Origin of the sequence: Rhodoferax saidenbachensis, from assembly GCF_001955715.1 — a bacterium.
GTDB lineage: Bacteria > Pseudomonadota > Gammaproteobacteria > Burkholderiales > Burkholderiaceae_C > Allorhodoferax > Allorhodoferax saidenbachensis.
Genome location: NZ_CP019239.1, coordinates 4,244,275 through 4,264,855 on the forward strand (window position 1 = coordinate 4,244,275; position 20,581 = coordinate 4,264,855).

At 61.8% G+C, this 20,581-nt stretch carries 24 protein-coding genes and 1 riboswitch; of the genes, 5 read left to right on the plus strand and 19 right to left on the minus strand.

Going from position 1 to position 20,581, the window contains the following annotated elements:
• Window positions 1-12: 12 nt before the first annotated feature.
• The 9 genes from metW to RS694_RS20115 all read right to left on the minus strand — a co-directional run bounded on the left by metW (window position 13) and on the right by RS694_RS20115 (window position 7,995).
• A complete protein-coding gene (metW, locus tag RS694_RS20075; protein ID WP_029708282.1) occupies window positions 13-594 on the minus strand; it encodes a methionine biosynthesis protein MetW in 582 nt (193 codons plus the stop codon).
• Window positions 591-1,736 (minus strand): homoserine O-succinyltransferase MetX, encoded by a 1,146-nt coding sequence (gene metX, locus RS694_RS20080; protein WP_029708283.1) that lies wholly within the window; start codon window positions 1,734-1,736, stop codon window positions 591-593. The genes metW and metX overlap by 4 nt, the downstream gene beginning before the upstream one ends.
• Window positions 1,737-1,863: 127 nt before the next feature.
• Window positions 1,864-2,424 (minus strand): TMEM165/GDT1 family protein, encoded by a 561-nt coding sequence (locus RS694_RS20085; RefSeq protein ID WP_029708284.1) that lies wholly within the window; start codon window positions 2,422-2,424, stop codon window positions 1,864-1,866.
• Window positions 2,425-2,633, minus strand: a riboswitch (yybP-ykoY riboswitch).
• 51 nt (window positions 2,634-2,684) lie between these two features.
• Window positions 2,685-3,374 (minus strand): phosphoribosylanthranilate isomerase, encoded by a 690-nt coding sequence (locus tag RS694_RS20090; RefSeq protein WP_051391943.1) that lies wholly within the window; start codon window positions 3,372-3,374, stop codon window positions 2,685-2,687.
• A gap of 9 nt (window positions 3,375-3,383) precedes the next feature.
• The gene (locus RS694_RS20095; protein WP_051391944.1) at window positions 3,384-5,525 is read right to left on the minus strand and encodes a putative bifunctional diguanylate cyclase/phosphodiesterase; all 2,142 of its coding nucleotides are present in this window, start codon (window positions 5,523-5,525) and stop codon (window positions 3,384-3,386) included.
• Window positions 5,522-5,992 (minus strand): DoxX family protein, encoded by a 471-nt coding sequence (locus RS694_RS20100; protein ID WP_081708656.1) that lies wholly within the window; start codon window positions 5,990-5,992, stop codon window positions 5,522-5,524. The genes RS694_RS20095 and RS694_RS20100 overlap by 4 nt, the downstream gene beginning before the upstream one ends.
• Window positions 5,989-6,780: an HvfC/BufC family peptide modification chaperone gene (locus RS694_RS20105; RefSeq protein ID WP_051391945.1), complete on the minus strand. Its 792-nt coding sequence runs from the start codon at window positions 6,778-6,780 to the stop codon at window positions 5,989-5,991. The genes RS694_RS20100 and RS694_RS20105 overlap by 4 nt, the downstream gene beginning before the upstream one ends.
• Window positions 6,777-7,691 (minus strand): MNIO family bufferin maturase, encoded by a 915-nt coding sequence (gene bufB / locus RS694_RS20110; RefSeq protein WP_029708289.1) that lies wholly within the window; start codon window positions 7,689-7,691, stop codon window positions 6,777-6,779. Before bufB ends, RS694_RS20105 begins: the two co-directional genes overlap by 4 nt.
• A gap of 34 nt (window positions 7,692-7,725) precedes the next feature.
• Window positions 7,726-7,995: a BufA1 family periplasmic bufferin-type metallophore gene (locus RS694_RS20115; protein WP_029708290.1), complete on the minus strand. Its 270-nt coding sequence runs from the start codon at window positions 7,993-7,995 to the stop codon at window positions 7,726-7,728.
• A 174-nt stretch (window positions 7,996-8,169) separates the two neighbouring features.
• Here RS694_RS20115 and RS694_RS20120 point away from each other — a divergent pair, with 174 nt between their 5' ends.
• From RS694_RS20120 to RS694_RS20130, 3 genes are all read left to right on the plus strand, one after another.
• Complete coding sequence (locus tag RS694_RS20120) at window positions 8,170-8,739, plus strand: sigma-70 family RNA polymerase sigma factor (protein ID WP_029708291.1); 570 nt, start codon at window positions 8,170-8,172, stop codon at window positions 8,737-8,739.
• The gene (locus RS694_RS20125; RefSeq protein ID WP_029708292.1) at window positions 8,736-8,948 is read left to right on the plus strand and encodes a zf-HC2 domain-containing protein; all 213 of its coding nucleotides are present in this window, start codon (window positions 8,736-8,738) and stop codon (window positions 8,946-8,948) included. Before RS694_RS20120 ends, RS694_RS20125 begins: the two co-directional genes overlap by 4 nt.
• 185 nt (window positions 8,949-9,133) lie before the next feature.
• Window positions 9,134-9,568, plus strand: coding sequence for an RNA recognition motif domain-containing protein (locus tag RS694_RS20130; RefSeq protein ID WP_076069956.1), 435 nt, complete (start codon window positions 9,134-9,136; stop codon window positions 9,566-9,568).
• Between the two features lie 185 nt (window positions 9,569-9,753).
• Here RS694_RS20130 and RS694_RS20135 read toward each other — a convergent pair whose 3' ends face one another.
• From RS694_RS20135 to RS694_RS20150, 4 genes are read right to left on the minus strand one after another with little or no spacing between them, the layout of a single operon-like run.
• Window positions 9,754-10,530 (minus strand): SDR family oxidoreductase, encoded by a 777-nt coding sequence (locus RS694_RS20135; RefSeq protein ID WP_029705620.1) that lies wholly within the window; start codon window positions 10,528-10,530, stop codon window positions 9,754-9,756.
• A gap of 18 nt (window positions 10,531-10,548) precedes the next feature.
• Window positions 10,549-11,163, minus strand: a complete 615-nt coding sequence (gene lptC, locus RS694_RS20140; RefSeq protein WP_029705619.1) for an LPS export ABC transporter periplasmic protein LptC — start codon at window positions 11,161-11,163, stop codon at window positions 10,549-10,551.
• On the minus strand, window positions 11,160-11,786 hold the full coding sequence (locus tag RS694_RS20145) for a KdsC family phosphatase (RefSeq protein WP_029705618.1): 627 nt from the start codon (window positions 11,784-11,786) through the stop codon (window positions 11,160-11,162). The genes lptC and RS694_RS20145 overlap by 4 nt, the downstream gene beginning before the upstream one ends.
• Entirely contained in the window at window positions 11,786-12,787 is a 1,002-nt protein-coding gene (locus tag RS694_RS20150) for a KpsF/GutQ family sugar-phosphate isomerase (RefSeq protein ID WP_029705616.1), read from the minus strand. The genes RS694_RS20145 and RS694_RS20150 overlap by 1 nt, the downstream gene beginning before the upstream one ends.
• 44 nt (window positions 12,788-12,831) lie before the next feature.
• Between RS694_RS20150 and RS694_RS20155 the strand changes: the two genes are divergently transcribed.
• Entirely contained in the window at window positions 12,832-14,817 is a 1,986-nt protein-coding gene (locus tag RS694_RS20155; protein ID WP_029705614.1) for a monovalent cation:proton antiporter-2 (CPA2) family protein, read from the plus strand.
• 66 nt (window positions 14,818-14,883) lie between these two features.
• Window positions 14,884-15,438, plus strand: coding sequence for an adenine phosphoribosyltransferase (locus RS694_RS20160; RefSeq protein WP_029705613.1), 555 nt, complete (start codon window positions 14,884-14,886; stop codon window positions 15,436-15,438).
• 99 nt (window positions 15,439-15,537) lie between these two features.
• Here RS694_RS20160 and RS694_RS20165 read toward each other — a convergent pair whose 3' ends face one another.
• The 6 genes from RS694_RS20165 to rpmH all read right to left on the minus strand — a co-directional run bounded on the left by RS694_RS20165 (window position 15,538) and on the right by rpmH (window position 20,373).
• Window positions 15,538-16,275: a hypothetical protein gene (locus tag RS694_RS20165; protein WP_029705611.1), complete on the minus strand. Its 738-nt coding sequence runs from the start codon at window positions 16,273-16,275 to the stop codon at window positions 15,538-15,540.
• A 44-nt stretch (window positions 16,276-16,319) separates the two neighbouring features.
• Entirely contained in the window at window positions 16,320-17,732 is a 1,413-nt protein-coding gene (gene mnmE / locus RS694_RS20170; protein WP_029705609.1) for a tRNA uridine-5-carboxymethylaminomethyl(34) synthesis GTPase MnmE, read from the minus strand.
• 46 nt (window positions 17,733-17,778) lie between these two features.
• Window positions 17,779-19,503 carry a membrane protein insertase YidC gene (yidC, locus tag RS694_RS20175; RefSeq protein ID WP_029705608.1) on the minus strand — a complete coding sequence of 575 codons (1,725 nt, stop codon included), beginning with the start codon at window positions 19,501-19,503 and terminating at the stop codon, window positions 17,779-17,781.
• The gene (yidD, locus tag RS694_RS20180) at window positions 19,500-19,772 is read right to left on the minus strand and encodes a membrane protein insertion efficiency factor YidD (RefSeq protein WP_076069958.1); all 273 of its coding nucleotides are present in this window, start codon (window positions 19,770-19,772) and stop codon (window positions 19,500-19,502) included. Before yidD ends, yidC begins: the two co-directional genes overlap by 4 nt.
• Window positions 19,769-20,173, minus strand: coding sequence for a ribonuclease P protein component (locus RS694_RS20185; RefSeq protein WP_029705607.1), 405 nt, complete (start codon window positions 20,171-20,173; stop codon window positions 19,769-19,771). The genes yidD and RS694_RS20185 overlap by 4 nt, the downstream gene beginning before the upstream one ends.
• A 65-nt stretch (window positions 20,174-20,238) precedes the next feature.
• Window positions 20,239-20,373 carry a 50S ribosomal protein L34 gene (rpmH, locus tag RS694_RS20190; protein WP_006299042.1) on the minus strand — a complete coding sequence of 45 codons (135 nt, stop codon included), beginning with the start codon at window positions 20,371-20,373 and terminating at the stop codon, window positions 20,239-20,241.
• Window positions 20,374-20,581 lie beyond the last annotated feature (208 nt).

Below are 20,581 nucleotides of genomic sequence, written 5' to 3' on the forward strand. Positions count from 1 at the left end.
CATCGCTTTAACTTACCGCGCGAGTTTGTAGACCGAAGTTCCGGCACGCCAGTTGGGTGCAAAGCGCACGGTGCGGCCGTTCTGCAGACCAAAGCTGTCGAGCACACGCAGACCGTTGCGTGCGGCCAGATCGGCCAGATCGGCATGGGTGCCGACGCGGATATTGGGTGTGTCGTACCACTGGTAGGGCAGGCGCTTGGTCACCGGCATGCGCCCTTGCAGGATGCTCAGGCGATTCGGCCAATGCGCAAAGTTGGGGAACGCCACAATGCCGACCCGGCCCACACGTGCGGTCTCGCGCAGCATGACCTCGGCATTGCGCAAATGTTGCAGCGTGTCGATCTGCAGCACCACGTCAAACGACGCGTCCTCGAACATCGCCAGGCCTTCGTCGAGGTTGAGCTGGATCACGTTAACGCCGCGCCGCACACAGGCCAGCACGTTGGCGTCATCAATCTCCACACCATAACCACTGCAACCACGCTCTTTTTGCAAATATTCCAGCATGGCGCCGTCGCCACAGCCCAGGTCGAGCACACGAGCGCCGTGCGGCACCAGTTCGGCAATGGCGTGTTGAATGGAGGCGTCACTCATGCTGTGATTTCCTTCTCTACGCTATCGAAATAGGAGCTGACCACGCGCATGTAGCGGGCGTCATCGAGCAAAAAAGCATCGTGTCCGTGGGGTGCATCGATCTCCGCGTAGCTCACGTCACGCTTGTTATCCAGCAGCGCCTTCACGATCTCGCGACTGCGTTTGGGGCTGAAGCGCCAGTCGGTGGTGAAGCTCACCAGCAGGAATTTGCAGGTGGCGCGCGCCAGCGCCTGGGTCAGGTTGCCGCCATGGCTGCGTGCCGGGTCAAAGTAATCGAGTGCGCGGGTGATCAACAGGTAGGTGTTGGCGTCAAAGTACTCGGCGAACTTGTCACCCTGGTAGCGCAGGTAACTCTCGATCTGGAACTCCACATCCTGCGTGGAGTACAGATAGTCTTGCAACTCGCCCCGCGTGGCCGCATCGCGCAGCTTGCGGCCAAACTTCTCGTTCATCACGTCGTCGCTCAGGTAGGTGATGTGTCCGATCATGCGGGCGATGCGCAGGCCGCGTTTGGGAATCACGCCATGCTGGTAAAAATGCCCGCCATGGAAGTCCGGGTCGGTCACGATGGCACGGCGCGCTACTTCGTTGAAGGCGATGTTCTCCGCCGTCAGGTTGGGCGCGCTGGCCACCACCACCGCGTGTGCCACGCGCTCGGGGTACTGCAACGTCCAGCTCAAGGCCTGCATGCCGCCCAGCGAGCCGCCCATCACGGCGGCGAGTTTCTGGATGCCCAGCGCGTCCAGCAACCGCGCCTGGGCGTTGACCCAGTCTTCCACCGTCACAACGGGGAAGTCGGCGCCATACACCTGGCCACTGTCCGGGTTCACGTGCATGGGCCCGGTGGAGCCGAAGCAGGAGCCCAGGTTGTTGACGCCAATGACAAAGAAGCGATTCGTATCGAGCGGTTTGCCAGGCCCGATCATGTTGTCCCACCAGCCCTCGCTCTTGTCCTGGCCCGCGTACACCCCGGCCACGTGGTGCGAGGCGTTGAGCGCGTGGCAAATCAGCACTGCATTGGACTTGTCGGCGTTGAGCGTGCCGTAGGTCTCATAACTCAGGGAATAACCGCGAATGCTGGCGCCGCTTTGCAGAGGCAAGGCAGCTTCAAACGGCATGGACTGGGGCGTGGCGATCAGCATAAAAACAAAAAAACCCGGAAAGCGCTAAACGCGGTCCGGGTCTCGGGTTTCCGTGTTTAGCTGCATTTATTAAGCGCCCGCAAGCTGGCAAATTGGCGCTGGGTGCAAGTATAACGACTGCTGCGGACTAAGACCACACCAGTGCCGCCACGCCCAGCCCCGCAAAAATCAGCGCCGAGACGATGTGCACGATGCGAATCGGCACCAGCCGCGTCATGCGTTCGCCAAGCCATACCACCGGCGCGTTAGCCAGCATCATGCCCAGTGTGGTACCGGCCACCACCCAAAGGTAAGCGTTGTATTTGGCCGCCAGCATGACGGTGGCGATCTGGGTTTTATCGCCCATTTCGGCGAGGAAGAAAGCAATCACCGTGGTGCCGAACACACCCCAACGCGGTTGCGCATCCGTGTCTTCATCGTCCATCTTGTCCGGAATCAGCATCCACGCGGCCATCGCGATGAAGGAGGCCGCGAGTATCCAGCGCAGCAGGTCGGGGCCGATAACCGTGGTGATCCAGGCGCCGACCGCGCCCGCCAGCGCGTGATTGACCAGTGTCGCGACCAGAATGCCCAGCACGATCGGCCAGGGCTTGCGAAAGCGGGCTGCGAGGATGAGGGCGAGGAGTTGCGTCTTGTCGCCCATTTCGGCGAGGGCAACGATGCCGGTGGAGGTAAGAAAAGCTTCCATGAGGATTCCACGGCCGGGATAAAACCAATGACTGCACGACACCCCCGGCCAAAATCGGAGGCGTGCAGTCAAAGGTCTCGCCAAGACACACACGTGATCACAATCCCGTGCGCGCCCTGCTTGCGCCATGTCGGCCGCGGGGGCTGACAAGTCTGTTGACGCAAGCCCCTCTCAATGAAGAAGGGCGGCTACTCCCCAATGACAAGCCGCGATTGTAACTTGGCGACCCTCTGGCGCCAGGCCGGGGGGGCAGACCAGGCTTAGTTTGCTATTATTTTGGTAGCTTCTTGCGCATGCCCTGCAAGGGCTGCGAAGAAGTTTTGCAGTTTTTCTGCATCCAGATGCCCGTTGCTACGGACGCTGCTGCACAGGTCCAGCCCGTGCGGTTGCACCGCCTGCACCGCGGCCACCACATTGGCTGGGCTTAGGCCACCGGCCAGAAACACCGGCACGCCCGACAGGTCGCGGATGCGCCGGCTCAGCGTCCAGTCGTGGGTGCGGCCGGTACCGCCCAGCTCCTTGACCGCCAGCTTCTGGTTGCCCGAGTCCAGCAACAGCGCATCCACCAGCGGCGCCACAGCCAGCGCCTCCTGCACCGAGGTTTCATCGACGATGTGGATCACCTGCACCAGCTGGATACCGGGAAGCTGCTCGCGCAAGGTGACGAGGTCAGCATGCGGCACATGGTCGACCAGTTGCAGCGTGGTGGTGCGGCAGCGCCGGTGCTGCTCCAGAATGCCAACCGCGTCCTGGCGTGAAGTCAGCAAAAACGTGGCCACGGGTGGTGGCACGCTGGCGGCAATGCGGGTGACCAGTTCGTCCGCAATCACCCCCGGCCCGCTGGGCATGGCGGACACCAGCCCCTGTGCGGCGGCACCATGCTGCACGGCCAGTCGAGCCTCTTCCACACTCGAAATACAGCAGATCTTGACGAAGGGCAGGGTACGCATGGCACCAGTTTATAACTGGTCGAACCAGGTCTGCAATGCGTCTCCGTAGAGCGGGCGGGCGCCCAGATAGCCTTGCATGACGTCGCAACCCAAGCGCGCAATGGTGGCGCGCTCGGCCTCGGTTTCCACGCCTTCTGCCGTCACCATCAAGTCCATGCCATGGCCCATTTCAATCATGGCCTTGACCAGCTTCTGCGTGCCGGGAGAGGCATCGATGCTGTCGATGAAACTGCGGTCAATCTTGAGCTCGCTGACCGGCAATTTCTGCAGATAGGCCAGCGACGAATAGCCGGTGCCAAAGTCATCAATCGACAGCGGCAGCCCGATGCCACGCAGCGTATGCAGCAGGGCCACGCTGTTCTGCGCGTCTTCCATGAGGCCGCTCTCGGTGATTTCCAGCCGCAGGCGGCTGGGGTCTACGCCTGCCGTCTGCAGCATGCCTTCCACGCGGCGGGCAAAGCCGGGGTCCTGCAGGTCCCGGGTGCTGATGTTGACCGCAATACTCAGCTCCGGGTGCAGCGGCGCCCAGGTGGCCAGGGTGCGCAGGGCTTCGCGCAGCATCCAGTCGGTGACCATGGTGATGTAGCCGGTCTGCTCTGCAAAAGGCACAAATTCGGCCGGCGAAATAAAGCCGCGTTGCGGGTGCTGCCAGCGCACCAGCGCCTCTGCACCCACGGACTTGCCAGTGACCAGCGAAAACTTGGGCTGCAGCCACATCTGCAGTTGCGAGGCCGCCACCGCACCACGCAACTCGGACACCAGGCTCAGGTGGGTCAGGCGCGCAGCCTCTTGCGCTTCGCTGTACCAGGCGTGGCCCACGGCGCTGCGCTTGGCCGCATGCAGCGCAATCTCGGCGTTGCGCATCAGCGTGCCGACCGGCTTGGGTGGGCCGTCCGGCCCCGAATCGGCAAAGCCGCAGGCCATGCTCAAGTCCACGCTGTGGCCACTGCATTGGACCGACTCGGCCATGGCCCGCTCCACACGCGTATGCAGGACTTCCACCGCCGCACGATCGGCCGCATAAAAGAACCCGGCAAAGCTGCCACCCGACAGGCGCGCCACCACGGGAGACGGGCCAATCAGGCCCTCATCCGCCGCCAGCTCAAACACCCAGGTCGCACGCTGGGCCATTTCCTGGATCAGCGTATCGCCCGTGGTGTAGCCCAGGGTTTCGTTGATGCCCTTGAGCCGCGCCATGTCCATCAGGACCAAGGTATTCGGTGCTGGTGTGCCTTCGCTGGGGCGCGTCAGCAGGGCGGTGCGATTGGGCAAATGCGTCAGTGGGTCGTGGTAGGCCAGGCGGGCGATTTGCTGCTCGCGCTGGGCCACCGCGTCGGCCATGGTGTTCAGCGCCCGGCCCACACGGTCGACCTCCCGGGTGGCAGTGGTGGGGACACGGCCGGTGTAGTCACCACCGGCAATGGCGCGCGCGGCGGACTCCAGTTGCGCCAGCGGCACGACCACGCTTTGCGTGGTGCGCCAGGCCAGCCAGGCCGCCAACGCCACCATCAGCAAGGACAGTGCGCCCACCCACACCGCCGCCTGCTGGAACAGTTTCTGGGCGTCTTCCAGCTGGCCTTCCACGCGCTGGCGTTCGCGTGCGAGCAGGGTGTTGGACTCCAGCAGCATGGCCTTGAGCGAGGGGTTGATCTGCTCATTGAGTGCTTTGGCCGCGGCCTTGAGGTCACCGGCCTCCACCTCGTCCACGGTGGCGATGAACGCGTCGGCATAGATGGCACGGCAGGCTTTGAGGCGTTTGAGGGTCTCCTCCTGCTCGGGATCGCTCAGGTCGTTGCTAAGCGACTCGATGATGCCGTCAATGCGCCGGTTGCGTTCATCCACATCGGTGTATTCGGCCACGCGGTTTTCGCGCGGTGCATTCATCAGGCGGATCAGCGCACTGCCCACGCCCTCGGTCTGCAGGGACAGCGCCTGCACGCGCAGCAGGCGCTGCATGTCGCCGGTGGCAAAGCGCTGGGTCACTTCGGACACCAGCTTGAGCTGCAATCCAGCCTGTGACAGCGCCAGCAGCATCAGTGCCACCAACGCACCAAAGCCCAGCGCCAGACGCCGCCCAATGCGGTTGGGCCACAGCCGGCGCAAGCCCCGCTGCGCAGGCTGTATCAGGTCGCCAAAAATGCTGTCGCTCATCGCCGCAGACTACCGCGTTTTCGCTGCAACCATCCATCCACAGACCAGGTGCCCGGGCCAAACAAGGCCAGCGCCGCCAGCAAGACGGCCCAAGTGATGTGCTGCTGCAGAGCTGCCGGCGCCACCTCCATCAGCGACACCACGGCCACGGCGTTGACCACGCTCAAGCCCAACGCCGCAAAGCGCCCGCCCAAGCCCAGCACCAACAGCACCGGCAGGCCCAGTTCACCGGCCGTGCCCATAAATGCCGCCACTTCCGGCGGCAGCACCGGCACCTTGTATTCATCCATGAAAAGAGCCAGCGTGATGTCCCAGTCGCGCAGCTTGGTCAAACCAGAGGCGAAGAACACCTGTGCCACGTACAGGCGGGCCAACAGGCACGCCAGCGGCTGCAGCGCATCCAGCACGGTGTTCATCCAGCCCCATGGGCGCAGGAGCAGTTGCAGGGTCCGGTTTTTTGTATTCATGGTGTTGTCTCGTTGTCTGCCATCAGGGTGGCGCCCAGTACCAGTCCGCTTTGCAGCGCTACCGGAAACCATTGCCCAAAATCCAGCGCTTGTGCCTCATCCAGCGCTTGCGCCAGGCATTGACCTTGCAGCAGGCTGCGCAACAGCGCCGCCTCGCCGGCCAGGGCTTCTCGGACGCGGGGCCGAAGTCCCTCGCGCCAGACCACTACGTCCTGCGCCACCGCATCACGCACTTGCTGGCCCACCGCTTCGAACGAGGGGGTCTGCTCCCGGTGCGCACTCAGCAGGCTGGCCAGCGGCCAGGCGCTTTGCAGTACGGCACAACCCGGCGCCAGGCGGATACGCAGATTCTGCGGATCGTGCTCGGCCAGCATGGCCAGGCTGGGCAGGTCTGCCGGCACGTCTGCCGCACCGGCACACCCATGCAGTGCCCATTCCGCCGCCGCCACGTCGGGCAAATAGGGTTCGCTCTGCAACTGCACATTGCCCCGCAGAAAAACCGGCAGTGCCTCGCCCCATAAGCCCAGATCTCCGCGGATCGGCGGGTGGGCGTGCCACAACGCGCGGGCCAGATCCGCAAAGCTGTCCTCGCCCAGCATCTGCTCCAGCACCGGATACGCGGCCTGCAAGGCCCGTTGGGCCATCACATGGCCGTTGGTTTGATAGGCTTTCAGGCCTCTAGCCCCCGTGTCTATTGCACAAGCAGCTACTGTTTTCATAGCGTTTTGCGCAGGCCAGGCAAACAGCGCGTCCAGCAATACCTGTTGCTGGGTGGCCAACGTGCTCATGCGCTGACGCCTTGCAAAGCGTCCTGTGCCACGCCACGCGCGCGCGCCGCTTCGTCCAGCAGCACGTCCAGGGCGGGAATGTCCGTGTCCCACTCCACCAATGTCGGCACCGCGCCAAAACGTTGCACGGCGTGGTGGTATAAATCCCACACCGGGTCGCACACCCGGCTTCCGTGGTCGTCGATGACGATGTCGCCGTGGTCATCGCGCACATGGCGGTGGCCCGCCAGATGCAACTCGCCCACGGCCTCCGCAGGGATGGCGTCAAGCCAGGCGCGGCAGGCCTGCACCGGGTCTGCCATGCCGCCCGCTTTTTGCACATTCAGTGCATTGACATAAATATTGTTCACATCCACCAGCAACTCGCAGCCGGTGCGCCGTGCCAGCTCGGTCAAAAAAGCCGCCTCTTCCCAGGCGGCCTCCTCCGGTGGCACCTGCCAACGCAGGTAGGCGGAGAGGTTTTCCACCATGAAAGGCCGCTGCAGGCGGTCTTGCACCTGCTGCACATGGGCGCACAACACCTGCAAGGCTTCGGCAGTAAAAGGGAGGGGCAACAGGTCTGACGCATGCACCATGCGGCCCTGGAAATGCCCACGCGCAAACGCGGCATGGTCGCTCACACGGATGGGTTCAATGCGCTGCACCAGTTGCGCCAGCTGGTCCAGATGCCAGTCATCGAGTCCCGCAGCGGAGCCCAGGGAAAGACCGACGCCATGCAGGCTGATGGGGTAATGCGCACGGCCTTGCGCCAGCACGGCCAGGGCCGCGCCGCCTTGGGCAAAAAAGTTCTCGGAATGGACTTCCAGAAAGTCCAGCGCGGGCTGCGTCTCCAGCAACTGCGCGTAATGGGGGTGCCGCCAGCCCACTCCGACCGCGGGCGCCCCTGGGGCATCGTGGTCCGCAAGTGGCATGGCGGCGGTTTTCGGCTCTTGCTAGCGGGCCGGATTACATCTTCATTTTTTTGGCTTCATCCGCAGACAAGCCCTTCATGTCCTTGCAGGTGCCCTTGGCCACGTATTTCCATTCGGTCTTGTCCATGTCGACCTTGGACTGGCCGGCACACGAATGGGTGCCAAATGCGCTGGCGCAGTCGTTCTGGCCGGCCTTGGAAATACCAAAGCATTTTTCCTTTTCCTGGGCGGCGGCGGGTACAGCCAGCAGGCCCATGGACATCACGGTCAAGGCAGTGGCGGCGATCATTGCACGTTGGTTCATTTGAAAACTCCTGAAGATTGGAAAGATTAAAAACAACCAGAAAGGCCTTGCAGTGTATGCACCATTTTGCTGGTTAGGGTTTAGTCTGGCCAGCAGCCGGCTTCTTACAAACCGCGCAGAAATATTCTGGTCTGGCACCCGCCTTACACTGCATCTTTCTTCCCGTGCACGTCCATGGCCAGCTTTGAACAACAGATCATTGATCTTCGCGACTATCTGATGAAGTTCGCGCGCCTGCAGTTGCGCAACGACGCCTGGGCCGAAGATGCGGTGTCTGAAACCGTGCTGGCAGCATTGGCCAAACCGCAAGCTTTTGCCAACCGCTCGCAACTCAAAACCTGGCTGGTCGGCATTTTGAAACACAAAGTGGTGGACGCACTGCGCCTGCATGGCCGGGAAGTCAGCACCAGTCCGGAGAGCGACGACGACCAGGCAGACCCGATGGATTACATCCAGTTCCAGGCGGATGGCCACTTCACCGAGGCACCTGCGGAATGGGGTGACCCGGAGCAACAAATGCGCTCGCGCCAGTTCTTTGAAGTGCTCGAAGCCTGCACCAGTCAGTTGCCTGCCGCCCAGGGCCGCCTGTTTTTGATGCGCGAATGGCTGGAGCTTTCCAGCGAAGAGATCTGTAAGGAACTGGGCCTGACACCGACCAATCTGTACGTCCAGCTGCACCGCGCCCGCCTGCGCTTGCGCGAATGCCTTGAGTTGAACTGGTTTGGAAAGGCCGCCGTCCCATGACACCGTTAAAACGCACCTGCAAAGAAGTGGCTGCCCTGCTGGTCGCCCGGGAAGACCGCGACCTGCCACTGGCCGACCGACTGGCGCTGCGCTTGCATATGGTGATCTGTGACGCCTGCCCCCGGTTCGAGCGGCAGATGCTGGCGATGCGCAACAGCATGCAACAGTGGCGAAATTACACAGTTTCTGACCCGTCTCAGGATGGCTAACACGAAAAAACCTGAAAAATATGCACCTTTTTAAAAAATGGGCGCATAATGGCCCGGCATCGCCCAAAAAAGGACGGTGCAAGTTTGCGGTGTTTAGTCAGTTTCGCGTCTGTTAAGTCATTCTTGGTTTGTTGATTGCGGTTATGGACTCCATCGCGTTTTGAGTTATTTTGAGGAGTCCCTCCATGGGCAACAAACTTTACGTAGGCAACCTGCCTTATTCTTTCCGTGACGAAGACCTGCAACAAGCATTTGCAGCACACGGTTCCGTTTCCAGCGCCAAAGTCATGATGGAACGTGACACTGGCCGTTCCAAGGGCTTCGGCTTTGTGGAAATGGGTTCTGACGCTGAAGCACAAGCTGCTATCAACGGCATGAACGGTCAACAATTTGGTGGCCGCGGTCTCGTGGTGAACGAAGCCCGTCCCATGGAACCCCGTCCTCCCCGCACTGGCGGCGGCGGCTTCGGTGGTGGCGCTGGCGGCGGCGGCGGTTACGGCGGTGGTGGCGGTGGCCGCTCCGGCGGTGGCGGCGGTGGTGGTTACGGCGGCGGTGGTGGCGGTGGCCGCTCCGGCGGTGGCGGCGGTGGTGGTTACGGCGGTGGTCGTAGCAGCTACTAAGCAGCAAACCGGTTTGCCACGCAAATCAAACAAGGGCCTTCGGGCCCTTTTTTCATGCCCGCTACACAACAAGCGAAGTAGCAGCAATTTCCCGACGGGCCGCCCCAAGGGTTCTCGAAAAGCGGTGAAGCCAAATTAGCCCCCTTTGGGGGGCAGTGCCCCGCGCAGCGGCGGAACGTGGGGGCTCAAGCCTCGTTGCTGCGGCGTTTGCGCGGCCGCCCGGACAGTACTTTGTCAAACAACCCATTGGGCAGCAGGCGCAGCAGCTTGGCCACCACGCCCATCTGCCAGGGAATCACCCGGTAACTGGCACCGCCTTCGATCGCCGCAAAGGCCTTGTCCGCAAAATCCTGCGGTTGCATGAGAAACGGCATGGAATAACGATTCTTCTGCGTCAACGGTGTGTCGATGTAGCCGGGGCAAATCGTCAGCACTTGAACTCCTTCGGAACGCAGTTCGCCACGCAGTGCCTCGCAGTAGCTGATCACGGCCGCCTTGCTGGCAGAGTAAGCCCCATGCCCAGGCAGACCACGGATGCCGGCCACACTGCCAACACCCACCAGTTTGCCGGAACCGCGCTGCGCCATGGCGTTGATGAATGGGTGGAAGGTCGCGGCCAGACCGATGTTGTTGGTGGCGAAAACCTGGGCCATGACATCGAGGTCTTCCCGCACCGCCGTGTCCATGCCGATGCTGATGCCTGCGTTTGCAATCACCACATCCGGCACGCCCTGGCGCTCGATACATTGCCGAGCTGCAGCCACGATGCTGTCCGTGACTGCCACATCAGCGCTATATATTTGATAGCTGCTTGCGCTTATTCCCTGCGCCTTGGCCCAGTTTTCTATCTCTTGCGTGCGGCGTGCCACCAAAGCCAGGGAATAACCCGCTTGGTGGAAGCGCCAGGCCAAGGCCTGGCCGATGCCACTGGACGCGCCGGTGATGAAGATCAGCTTGGACATGGGATGGATTTCCTGCAATTATTTCTTTTCAGGCACCAAGGTACCGCGCACACGCCCCTGCAGTTGCAACACCTGGTCGACATTGTCAAAGTCCAGGCTGTCTGCGGTGAAACGGTCGCTGCCCCGCGTCAATTCCACGGGCTTGTGGGAGCGGACTTTTTCTGTGGTCATGAAGGCATGCAGAAACTCGCCGCGGTACTCCATGCGGGGTGATGCATTCGCGCCCTTGCCCGTCTCTGCCTCGCGCACCACCAAGGCGTCGCCCAGCAACTGGACTTCGGAGCCATCTTCGTTGGTCAAACCACGCTTCGCGGTGGCTGTGGTCAGGCGACCTTGTGTGTCAAAAGAGCGGATACGGATGCTGTCAATCTCCATCCATTTGGTATCCGGGTAATGGCGTGCCTCACTCCCCATCACCTCGCTACGGATCTGACCGGTTGCGTCAAACGTCTTGATGGAAAAGCCCCGCATGAAATAGTCGGGTGCATGGCCAACCACACGCGGCACCTCTGCCTCGCCGGCCGCCGGCGTACTACGTACCAGCCAGTACGTGCCCAGCGCCATCGCACCCACCACCATCAGGGGTAGGTACAACAGCACACGCTCCCAAGCGTCACGGATCCTTGTTATCACCGCAGGTACTCGTCCAGCAAATCGACATAACGACCACTCGCCACCATCAGCAGGTCGCAAAACTCGCGTGCGGCGCCGTCGCCGCCCCGGGACCGGGTAATGTAATGCGCCGCCGCCAGCACTTCGGTGTGGGCATTGGCCGGGGCACAAGCGAAGGCCGCACGCCGCATCATGGGCAGGTCCGGCCAGTCATCGCCCATGGCTGCAGCCTGGCCCCAGTCCAGCCCCAGCGCCTGCAGCGTTTGCTCTGCGGCGGGGCGTTTGTCTTCGGTGCCAAAGTGGGCATGCACCACACCCAGTGCCTGCAAACGTGTACGCAAAGGCAAGGAATCACGCCCGGTGATTACCACCGGGGTAATGCCGGCCTTTTGCAGCATCTTCAGGCCATGGCCGTCCAGGGTGTTGAAACGTTTGAGCGTCTCACCCGTCTCGGAGAACAGCAGCCCCCCATCGGTGAGCACGCCATCCACGTCAAAGAAAGCGGCTTTGACACCCTGGGCGCGCAGAAGCAAGGCGGGATCGAACTGAATGGCAGGTTTCGCCGCCGGGCCGCCCCAAGGCGAAACAGCCCCCTCGGGGGGCAGCGAGGACACCTTGGTGCCGAGCGTGGGGGCCTTATTCATCAAATCACTTTCGCACGCATCAGGTCGTTGCTGTTGAGGGCACCACACAGGCGACCTGCTTCGTCCACCACCAGCACACTGGTGATGCGCTTACGCTCCATCAGGTCGGCAGCATCTACCGCCAGCGCCTGCAATCCGATGGTGGTAGCCGCACGGTGCATGACTTCCTGCGCGGTTTTTTCACGCAAATCCACGCCTTGCTCCACCAAACGGCGCAAATCACCGTCCGTGAAGATACCCAGCACCTGGTCATTGCCATCCACAATGGCGGTGGCGCCCAGGCCTTTGGCACTCATTTCACGCATCAGCACGCTAAAGCTGGCCTCCGGCAGCACCTTGGGCACAGATTCTCCTGCACGCATCACATCACTGACATGGGTCAGTAGTTTGCGACCCAAGGCACCGCCCGGGTGCGAACGCGCGAAATCTTCGGCGCGAAAGCCGCGTGCGTCCAGCAAGGCCACGGCCAGGGCATCCCCCAATGCGAGTTGCGCCGTGGTGCTGGCGGTTGGCGCCAGATTCAGGGGGCAGGCCTCCTTGTCCACGGCGGTATCCAGCCACAGGTCGGCGTGTTGGGCCATGGTGGACTTGGGGTTGCTTGTCATGGCCACCAAAGGAGCGCCCAGACGTTTGAGCACGGGCAGGATCGCTGCCATTTCCTGTGACTCACCGCTGTTGGAAATGGCCAGTACCAGATCAGACGCGGTGATCATGCCCAGGTCCCCATGGCTGGCCTCTGCAGGGTGCACAAACATGGCGGGCGTACCGGTGGACGCCAGGGTGGCGGCAATCTTGCGACCGATGTGTCCGCTCTTGCCCATGCCCATCACCACCACACGCCCCTGAAGCGAAAGCACCAGGGCCACAACCTGTGCAAACGACTCTCCCACGCGGCTTTTGAGCCCCAGAATCGCAGCCGCTTCGATGTCAAAGGTCTCCTGGGCCAGGCGAATGGCGCGTTGCGCCGCTGCTGCGGGGCCTTGTGGTGCGTGTGCTGTCATGCGCGCATTTTATAGAGTGGACCGTCTCTTGCTAGTATGGCGATATGACCTCCCTTGAAATCACCCTTCTCTATCTGCTGGCTGCAGTACTGGGTGTGGTGGTCTGTCGCTCCTTCAAACTGCCACCGATGCTGGGTTACCTGGCCGTGGGGGTGGTGATTGGCCCCAATGCCCTGGCCTTGTCCAAGAGTGCCGAGGGGGTGCGCCACCTGGGTGAGTTCGGCGTGGTATTCCTGATGTTTGTGATCGGGCTGGAGTTCAATCTGCCCAAACTGCGCGCCATGCGCAAGCATGTGTTTGGGCTGGGACTGATGCAGGTGGTGCTGACCATCGTCGGAGCCACGCTGGTTATCCTGGGACTGGCCATGGCGTACCCATCCCTATGGGGCATGTCCTGGCAATCTGCGCTGGCGCTGGCCTGCGCAGTGGCCATGAGCAGCACGGCGATTGTGGTCAAACTCATGTCCGAGCGGGTCGAGCTGGAGTCCGAGCACGGCAAACGCGTCATGGGCGTGTTGCTGTTCCAGGATCTGGCCGTGGTGCCGCTGCTGGTGTTGATACCGGCACTGAGCGCCTCGGGTGAACAACTGGCCAGCGCACTGGGTTGGGCCGCGCTGAAAGCGGGTGTGCTGGTCACAGTGCTGCTGGTGGGTGGGCAACATGTGATGCGCCGCTGGCTGACCGTGGTGGCCCGGCGTAAAAGTGAAGAGCTGTTTGTGCTCAACCTTTTATTCATCACTCTGGGGCTGGCCTGGCTCACCGAGCTGGCAGGCCTGAGTTTGGCGCTTGGCGCTTTTATTGCTGGCATGCTGATCTCGGAAACCGAATTCAAGCACCAGGTCGAGACCGACATCCGTCCTTTCCACGACGTATTGCTGGGCCTGTTTTTTATCAGCATCGGCATGCTGCTGGACTGGCACCAGGTTGTCGAGCAGTGGCTCCTGGTATTGCTGCTGGTCGTTGTCCCCACCTTGATCAAGGCGGCGCTGGTGGCCGGGTTGGCGCGGACCCTGGGGTCCACGCCCGGCGTCGCCCTGCGCACCGGCCTGTACCTGGCCCAAGCTGGTGAATTCGGCTTTGTATTGCTGACCCTGACCCAGGAAAACGCGCTCATGCCCACAGCCTTGGTCAACCCGATTCTGGCCAGCATGGTGCTGTCCATGCTGGCCACCCCTTTCATCATCATGTACAGCAACCGCATCGTGATGAAGCTGGTGTCCAGCGAATGGCTGCAACAGTCGCTGCAGATGACCAACATTGCGCGCAAATCCATCAATGCCAACCAGCACGTCATCATTTGTGGCTATGGGCGCTGCGGCCAGAACCTGGCCCGCATTCTGGAGCGCGAAGGCATTCCGCATATGGCGCTGGACCTGGACCCAGACCGTGTGCGCCAGGCCACCGCGGCCGGTGACTCCGTGGTGTTTGGGGACGCCGCGCGCCTGCAAGCCCTGATGGCCGCAGGGCTGGCGCGGGCCAGTGCCGTCGTCATTACCTACCTGGACGAAGCGGCCGCGCTCAAGGTTTTGCGCAATACGCGGGAGCACGCGCCCCAAGTGCCGGTGATCGTGCGCACGCAGGATGACCACAGTCTGGAGAAACTCATGCAAGCCGGCGCCACCGAGGTGGTACCCGAGGCGATTGAAGGCTCCCTGATGCTGGCCAGCCATGCGCTGGCGCTGGTGGGCGTGCCCATGCGCCGGGTGATCCGCATCGTGCAGGACCAGCGTGATGCGCGTTACAACCTGTTGCGTGGCTTCTTTCACGGCGCCGATGACAACTCGGTGGACGAACTGCAGCATGAGCGCTTGGGCACTGTGACTTTGCCATTGGGCGCGCGGGCAGGCGGGCGCCTGCTGGACGAATTTGCCTTGGACGTGCTGCATGTACGCGTGGTCAGCCTGCGCCGGGCCAGTGGTAAGACCGTAGTCCTGCAGAAGGACACAGCGCTGGAGCACGGCGACACGCTGGTGCTGTCCGGCAGGGCCGAGGCCATCGCGATCGCGGAACAAAAACTGCTCAAGGGCTGAGTACGACGCGGCTGCGGGCACAATGGCGGCTGGCATCCGCGGGGATGCATTTTTTTCGGGTGACCCATGCAACACACCAGTGTGAACCAGTATCTGCGCGACCACATCCGCACCGTGCCGGATTGGCCGGCGCCGGGCGTGCAGTTTCGGGACATCACCCCTTTGCTGCAGGATGCGCGCGTGTTTCGCGTGCTGATCGATGCCTTTGTACACCGCTACATGGATCCGGCGCTGCGTCCGGACGTGGTGGCAGGGCTGGACGCACGGGGTTTTATCCTGGGTTCAGTCGTGGCCTATGAACTCAATGTCGGTTTTGTGCCGATTCGCAAAAAGGGCAAGCTGCCTTTCACCACCGTGGAAGAGACCTACGAGCTGGAATACGGTAGCGCCACGGTGGAGCTGCACACCGATGCGGTGAAGTCGGGTCAACGGGTCTTGCTGATTGACGACTTGATCGCCACCGGCGGCACCATGATGGCCGGCAAGAAACTGCTGGAGAAGCTGGGCGCCACCGTGATGGAGGGCGCCGCCATTGTGGATTTGCCTGAGCTGGGTGGTTCCGACAAGCTGCGGGCCTCAGGCCTGCCCCTCTTCACGCTAATTGACTTCGCCGGACATTAATTACGGCTCCATCGCTCTGCGAGTCGGTCCGCCCGAGGGAGCTTGCTCACACTGGAACGGCCCGGCGGCAAGTGGCCGCACCTCTTCGGCTCACACGGCTCAGTGCAGATCGCCGTACTGGGTGCCACTCAGGGGTGAGTGGCCCTCATCCACCATCTGGGTGTCCTGAAAGACCGGCAAGGGTGCCGGATTACGGCGTCCGGAGCGAACCACCTCACCTGCATGCGCGGGTGACGCAGCAGGAGTAGCGACGGAGGCGAGTGCCTTTTTGAAGGCCGCTACTTCATCGTCCTGCAGCGGCTCAAAGTGAGGTTTTGCGGGTGCGGCCGTTACGGGCGCCGCGGGTGTTGGCAGGGCCGGACTCAGGGGTGCAGGAGCCGACGCGGGTTCGGCCTTGTGTGACAAACCGGCGGTGACATGTTCGTTCACACGCCAATACACTGAGGTCACCAGAATATCGTGGCGGGTCTTGGCCGTTCGGGCAATCAGGCCTTCAATTTCGGCCAGGCGCGCGGTCTCGCCCGCATACTGGCGCGCCAGATCCATCATGATGAGGTACTGGCGACCCCGGGAGTCCAGGGACAACACCTTGAACTTGAAGCTGGACGACAACACACCTGCACGGGTCATGGCCTCACGCACTACGGTGTACAGCAACTCACGCCGCTCCAGCCGTTCTGTTTTGCGGTTGGCGGCGTTGCCAGCACCCGGCTTGGCCAGTCCGCGGCCCGATGCGCCCAGGGGAAGCGTCGCGTCCACATGGCCCAAGCCCGAGCTTTCGGCACTCAACACACGGTTGGCGGCCGACTTTCTGGAGAACCATTGGAACAAGGACATTGCTTTTTGCTTTCGGAATCCACGACGCAAACAGTGTAAGCCAGCTATTTCCCAATGCAAAATTTTGAGAAGATGACGCCCAGCAGGTCGTCCGATGTGAACTCCCCGGTGATGGCACTCAGCGCGTTCTGCCCCAGGCGCAACTCCTCGGCCAACAAGTCCAGGGATTGGGCACGTGCCGCCAGATGGGCTGCTGCCTCCATCAGATGGGCGTCGACCTCACGCAAGGCCTGCAAGTGGCGTTCGCGGGCAATGAAAGTCCCGCCCGCCGGAGCAGCTTGCCAACCCGCGGTCTGCAGCAGGGCTTGGCGCAAGGCGTCCAGCCCTTGCCCAGTCTTGGCGGACAGCACCACTCCCGTGGGGGATGGCAGATCTGCAGTGACCGCATCGGCCTTGTTCCAGACATCGATGATGGGCACAGATTTTGGGAGTTTTTGGGCCAAAGCCCCCGCCACCTGTGCGTCAGCAGCTATGTAATCTATAGCATTTGCGCGCGTCAGATCGTGCAGGAAGAGCACGGCATCCGCGCCCTCAATCGCTTCCCAGGCCCGCGCAATGCCGATCTGCTCCACCGCGTCTTCGCTGGTGCGCAGTCCTGCCGTATCGACCACGTGGATCGGCACGCCCTCGATCTGTATGGTTTCCTGCACCTTGTCGCGCGTGGTGCCGGCAATCGGCGTGACGATGGCCAGTTCGGCGCCCGCCAACGCGTTGAGCAGGGACGACTTGCCCGCATTGGGTTGGCCGGCAATCACCACCTTTATGCCTTCGCGCAACAGGGCGCCTTGTGCCGCTTTCTGCAACACGGTGCGCAGGCTGTTTTGCAAACGGTCCAGTTGCCCCTGGGCATCCGCCTTTTGCAGGAAATCGATCTCTTCTTCAGGAAAGTCCAGCGTAGCCTCGACCAGCATACGCAAATGGATCAACGCGTCGCGCAGGCCATGGATCTCGCGCGAAAAGGCGCCCGAGAGCGACTGGGTGGCGCTGCGTGCCGCCGCTTCGGTACTTGCGTCGATCAGGTCGGCAATGGCTTCGGCCTGCGCCAGATCAATCTTGTCATTCAGAAAAGCCCGTTCGCTGAACTCACCCGGTTCGGCCAATCGCAGGGCTGGCAGGCAAGGTCGGCCGGTCGTGGAGTTGGTCTGCCGAGCGACTTCCAGGCAACGCGCCACCAGCAGTTGCAGCACGACCGGGCCACCATGGGCCTGCAACTCCAGCACGTCCTCCCCTGTGAACGAGTGGGGCGCCGGGAAGAACAGCGCTAGGCCCTGGTCCAGCGGCTGGCCCTGGGCGTCATTGAAGGGAAGGTAGGTGGCCTCGCGCGGGCGCAGGGCGCGGCCCAAAAACTGCTGCCCCCAAGCACCCAGGCTTTTGCCACTGATGCGCACAATGCCCACGGACCCACGGCCAGGCGCGGTGGCGATGGCAAGGATCGGATCGTGGTGGCGTGGCAGCATGGAGGGCTCCATGAAGAAGGGCCGCTGAGTGCGGCCCTTGCGGGGGTTACTTAAATTTCGGCAGGTTGAACTGCGGTGGTACGCCCATGCGGGTGTTGATGATCCACTGCTGCGCAATCGACAAGACGTTGTTGGTAATCCAGTACATCACCAAACCAGCCGGGAAGAAGAAGAACATCACGCTGAAAGCCAGCGGCATGAACCACATCATCTTGGCTTGCAGGGGGTCCGGCGGCGCGGGGTTCAGCGCCGTTTGCAGCATGGTGGTCAGTGTCATCACCAACGGCAGAATGAAGTACGGATCAGGCGAGGACAGGTCGTGGATCCACAGCGCCCACGGCGCCCCACGCATTTCCACGCTGGACAGCAGCACCCAGTACAGGGAAATAAACACGGGAATCTGGATCATGATGGGGAAGCAACCGCCCATGGGGTTGACCTTTTCCTCACGGTAGATGCGCATCATCTCCTGCTGCATCTGCTGCGGGTTGTCCTTGAGGCGCTCACGCATTTCCATAATCTTGGGATTGACCGCCTTCATCTTGGCCATGCTGGCGTAAGCCTTGGCGTTGAGCCAGTAAAACGCGATCTTGAGCAGCAACACCAAGGCTACGATGGACCAGCCCCAATTCTGGAGAAAGCCGTGCAGCTTTTCCAACAGCCAGTACAGCGGCTTGGACAGCATGTGAAAGATGCCGTAGTCCTTGACGTATTCCAGGCCGGGGGTCAGCAATTCAAGCTTCTTCTCTTCTTGCGGACCGACAAACAGGGTGGCATCGACAACCTTGGTGGCGCCAGGCGCGATGGCTTCCAGCGGCGCAACGAAGGTGGCACGGTAGCAGCAATCGGCCAGCGTGGCGCCAATGTCCACGGCGTCAAACGAGATGTTGCGCTGCACGCCTTCGGGCAAGATCCATGCGCTGGCAAAGTAGTGCTGGACCATGGCGATGTAGCCATTGGTGGATGCCTTCTCGACATCGACCTTCTTTTTCTTGATGTCGGCGAACTCGACCTTCTGGTACTTCTTGGCCTCGGTGTAGACCGCGGGACCGGTGAAGGTGGAGTAGAAAGACGATTCGCCCGGCAGCTTGTTGCCATCACGCACCAATTGCAGGTACAGCTGCGGCGCGATCGGGGCGCCAGAGGTATTCGTCAGTTCGTGTTTGACCGCAATGTCGTAGGCACCGCGCTTCAAGGTATAGGTCTTGACCAGCTTGATACCGCCAACATCGGGTGACACAAATTTAACGACCAGCTCGTTGTCACCTTCTTTAAGGGCGCGCTCACCGCTCATGGTCATGACGGTTTTATGTGTGGGGAATGCGCCGCTTACCGCGCCAGCCACCACACCCGTTTGGGCCATGTAAATACGGTCCTTGCTGTCATCCAGCAGAACGACGTTGCGTGTCTTGTCCGCAGTATCGGTGTACTTCAGGAATTCCGAACGCACCAAGGAGCCGCCTTCTGTGTCGAACGTGAGCTTCAGCACATCGGTGCTGACTTCCACACGCTCTTTGGGCGCCACTGGCGCTGCAGGCGCGGTGGCGGGCAATGTTGCCGCCGCCGTAGCTGGCGTGGCAACGCCGCCGGGCACGCCCGCATCGGCATGCGTCGGCTGAGCGCCTGGAGCCGCCACAGCCGGTGCCGTTTGCTGCGCAGGGCTAGGGAAGAAAGTAGCTTTCTTGCCGTTGTGCACCTGCCATTGGTCCCACAGCAGCACCATGGAAAAGCCAAAGATCACCCACAAAATGGTGCGGCGAATATCGTTCATGAAGGTTTCTTGTTGGAAGGAGAGGGGAACAGCCGGGTGAACAGCCGAGGGGATTCAGTCGGTACGGGGTCAAGGCCGCCCGCACACCATGGGTGGCAACGCGCCAGCCGCGACACAGTCAGATAACTACCGGCCGCTGCGCCATGGGTTTGCAGTGCCTGCAAGGCGTAGGCAGAACAGGTTGGCTCAAACCGGCACGCTGAGCCCAACCAAGGGCTCAGAAAAAAACGGTAGCCCCTGACCACGGCAAGCAGCAGAGACTTCATCACGGTGTGGGTACTCCGGCACGCGCAAACAACTGCTGCAGTTCGGCACGGACTGCCGCTTTGAGTTTGTCGGAGGTCGCGCTCAAGAATTGAGCACGGTCAAATCCCGCGCGCAGACGCACCACATGGGCGTGCTGCGGCAGGGTGTGCTCGAATTCAGCGCTCACGTTGTAGATTTGACGTTTGATGGCATTGCGGGTCACGGCACGCTTGGCCCACCGTTTGGGCGCCATGGCTCCCAGCCACACCCCAGAAATGGGGAACAGGAGGGGCGAAACGCCCTGCGGGACTACGGCCATGACGGCGTCCAGGGCACAGCTATGCAGGGCAAAGTGTGCGGTTTTTGCCACGGTTTTACCCGCCAAAGCAGCCTGGAACTGCGCCCGGGTCTTCAAGCGCTGCACGTTCAGACCGCGCCAAAGCTATGCACCAGCGGGATCCGGAACGGCAAGGCCAGAACTGGACTTGCTTAGACAGCCAGGCGCTTGCGGCCTTTGGCGCGGCGTGCGTTGATCACAGCGCGGCCACCGCGGGTCTTCATGCGAACCAGGAAGCCGTGGGTACGGGCGCGGCGAATTTTGGAAGGTTGGTAAGTGCGTTTCATAATTTTCTCGGCTCTAGCTATCTTGCCCGCAAGCGCAGTGCCCCGGAGCAGGAGGGGTTTTCAGGTTAAACCCCGATCACAATCAGGGGAACCGACGATTATCGCAAATTTTCTCAATGCCGGCAACACCTTGCGCAGGATTTGGTGGGTAAAGCACGAAGCAGCCTCTGGTTCATGAAAATTGTGGATAAGGTTTTGATAATCTACA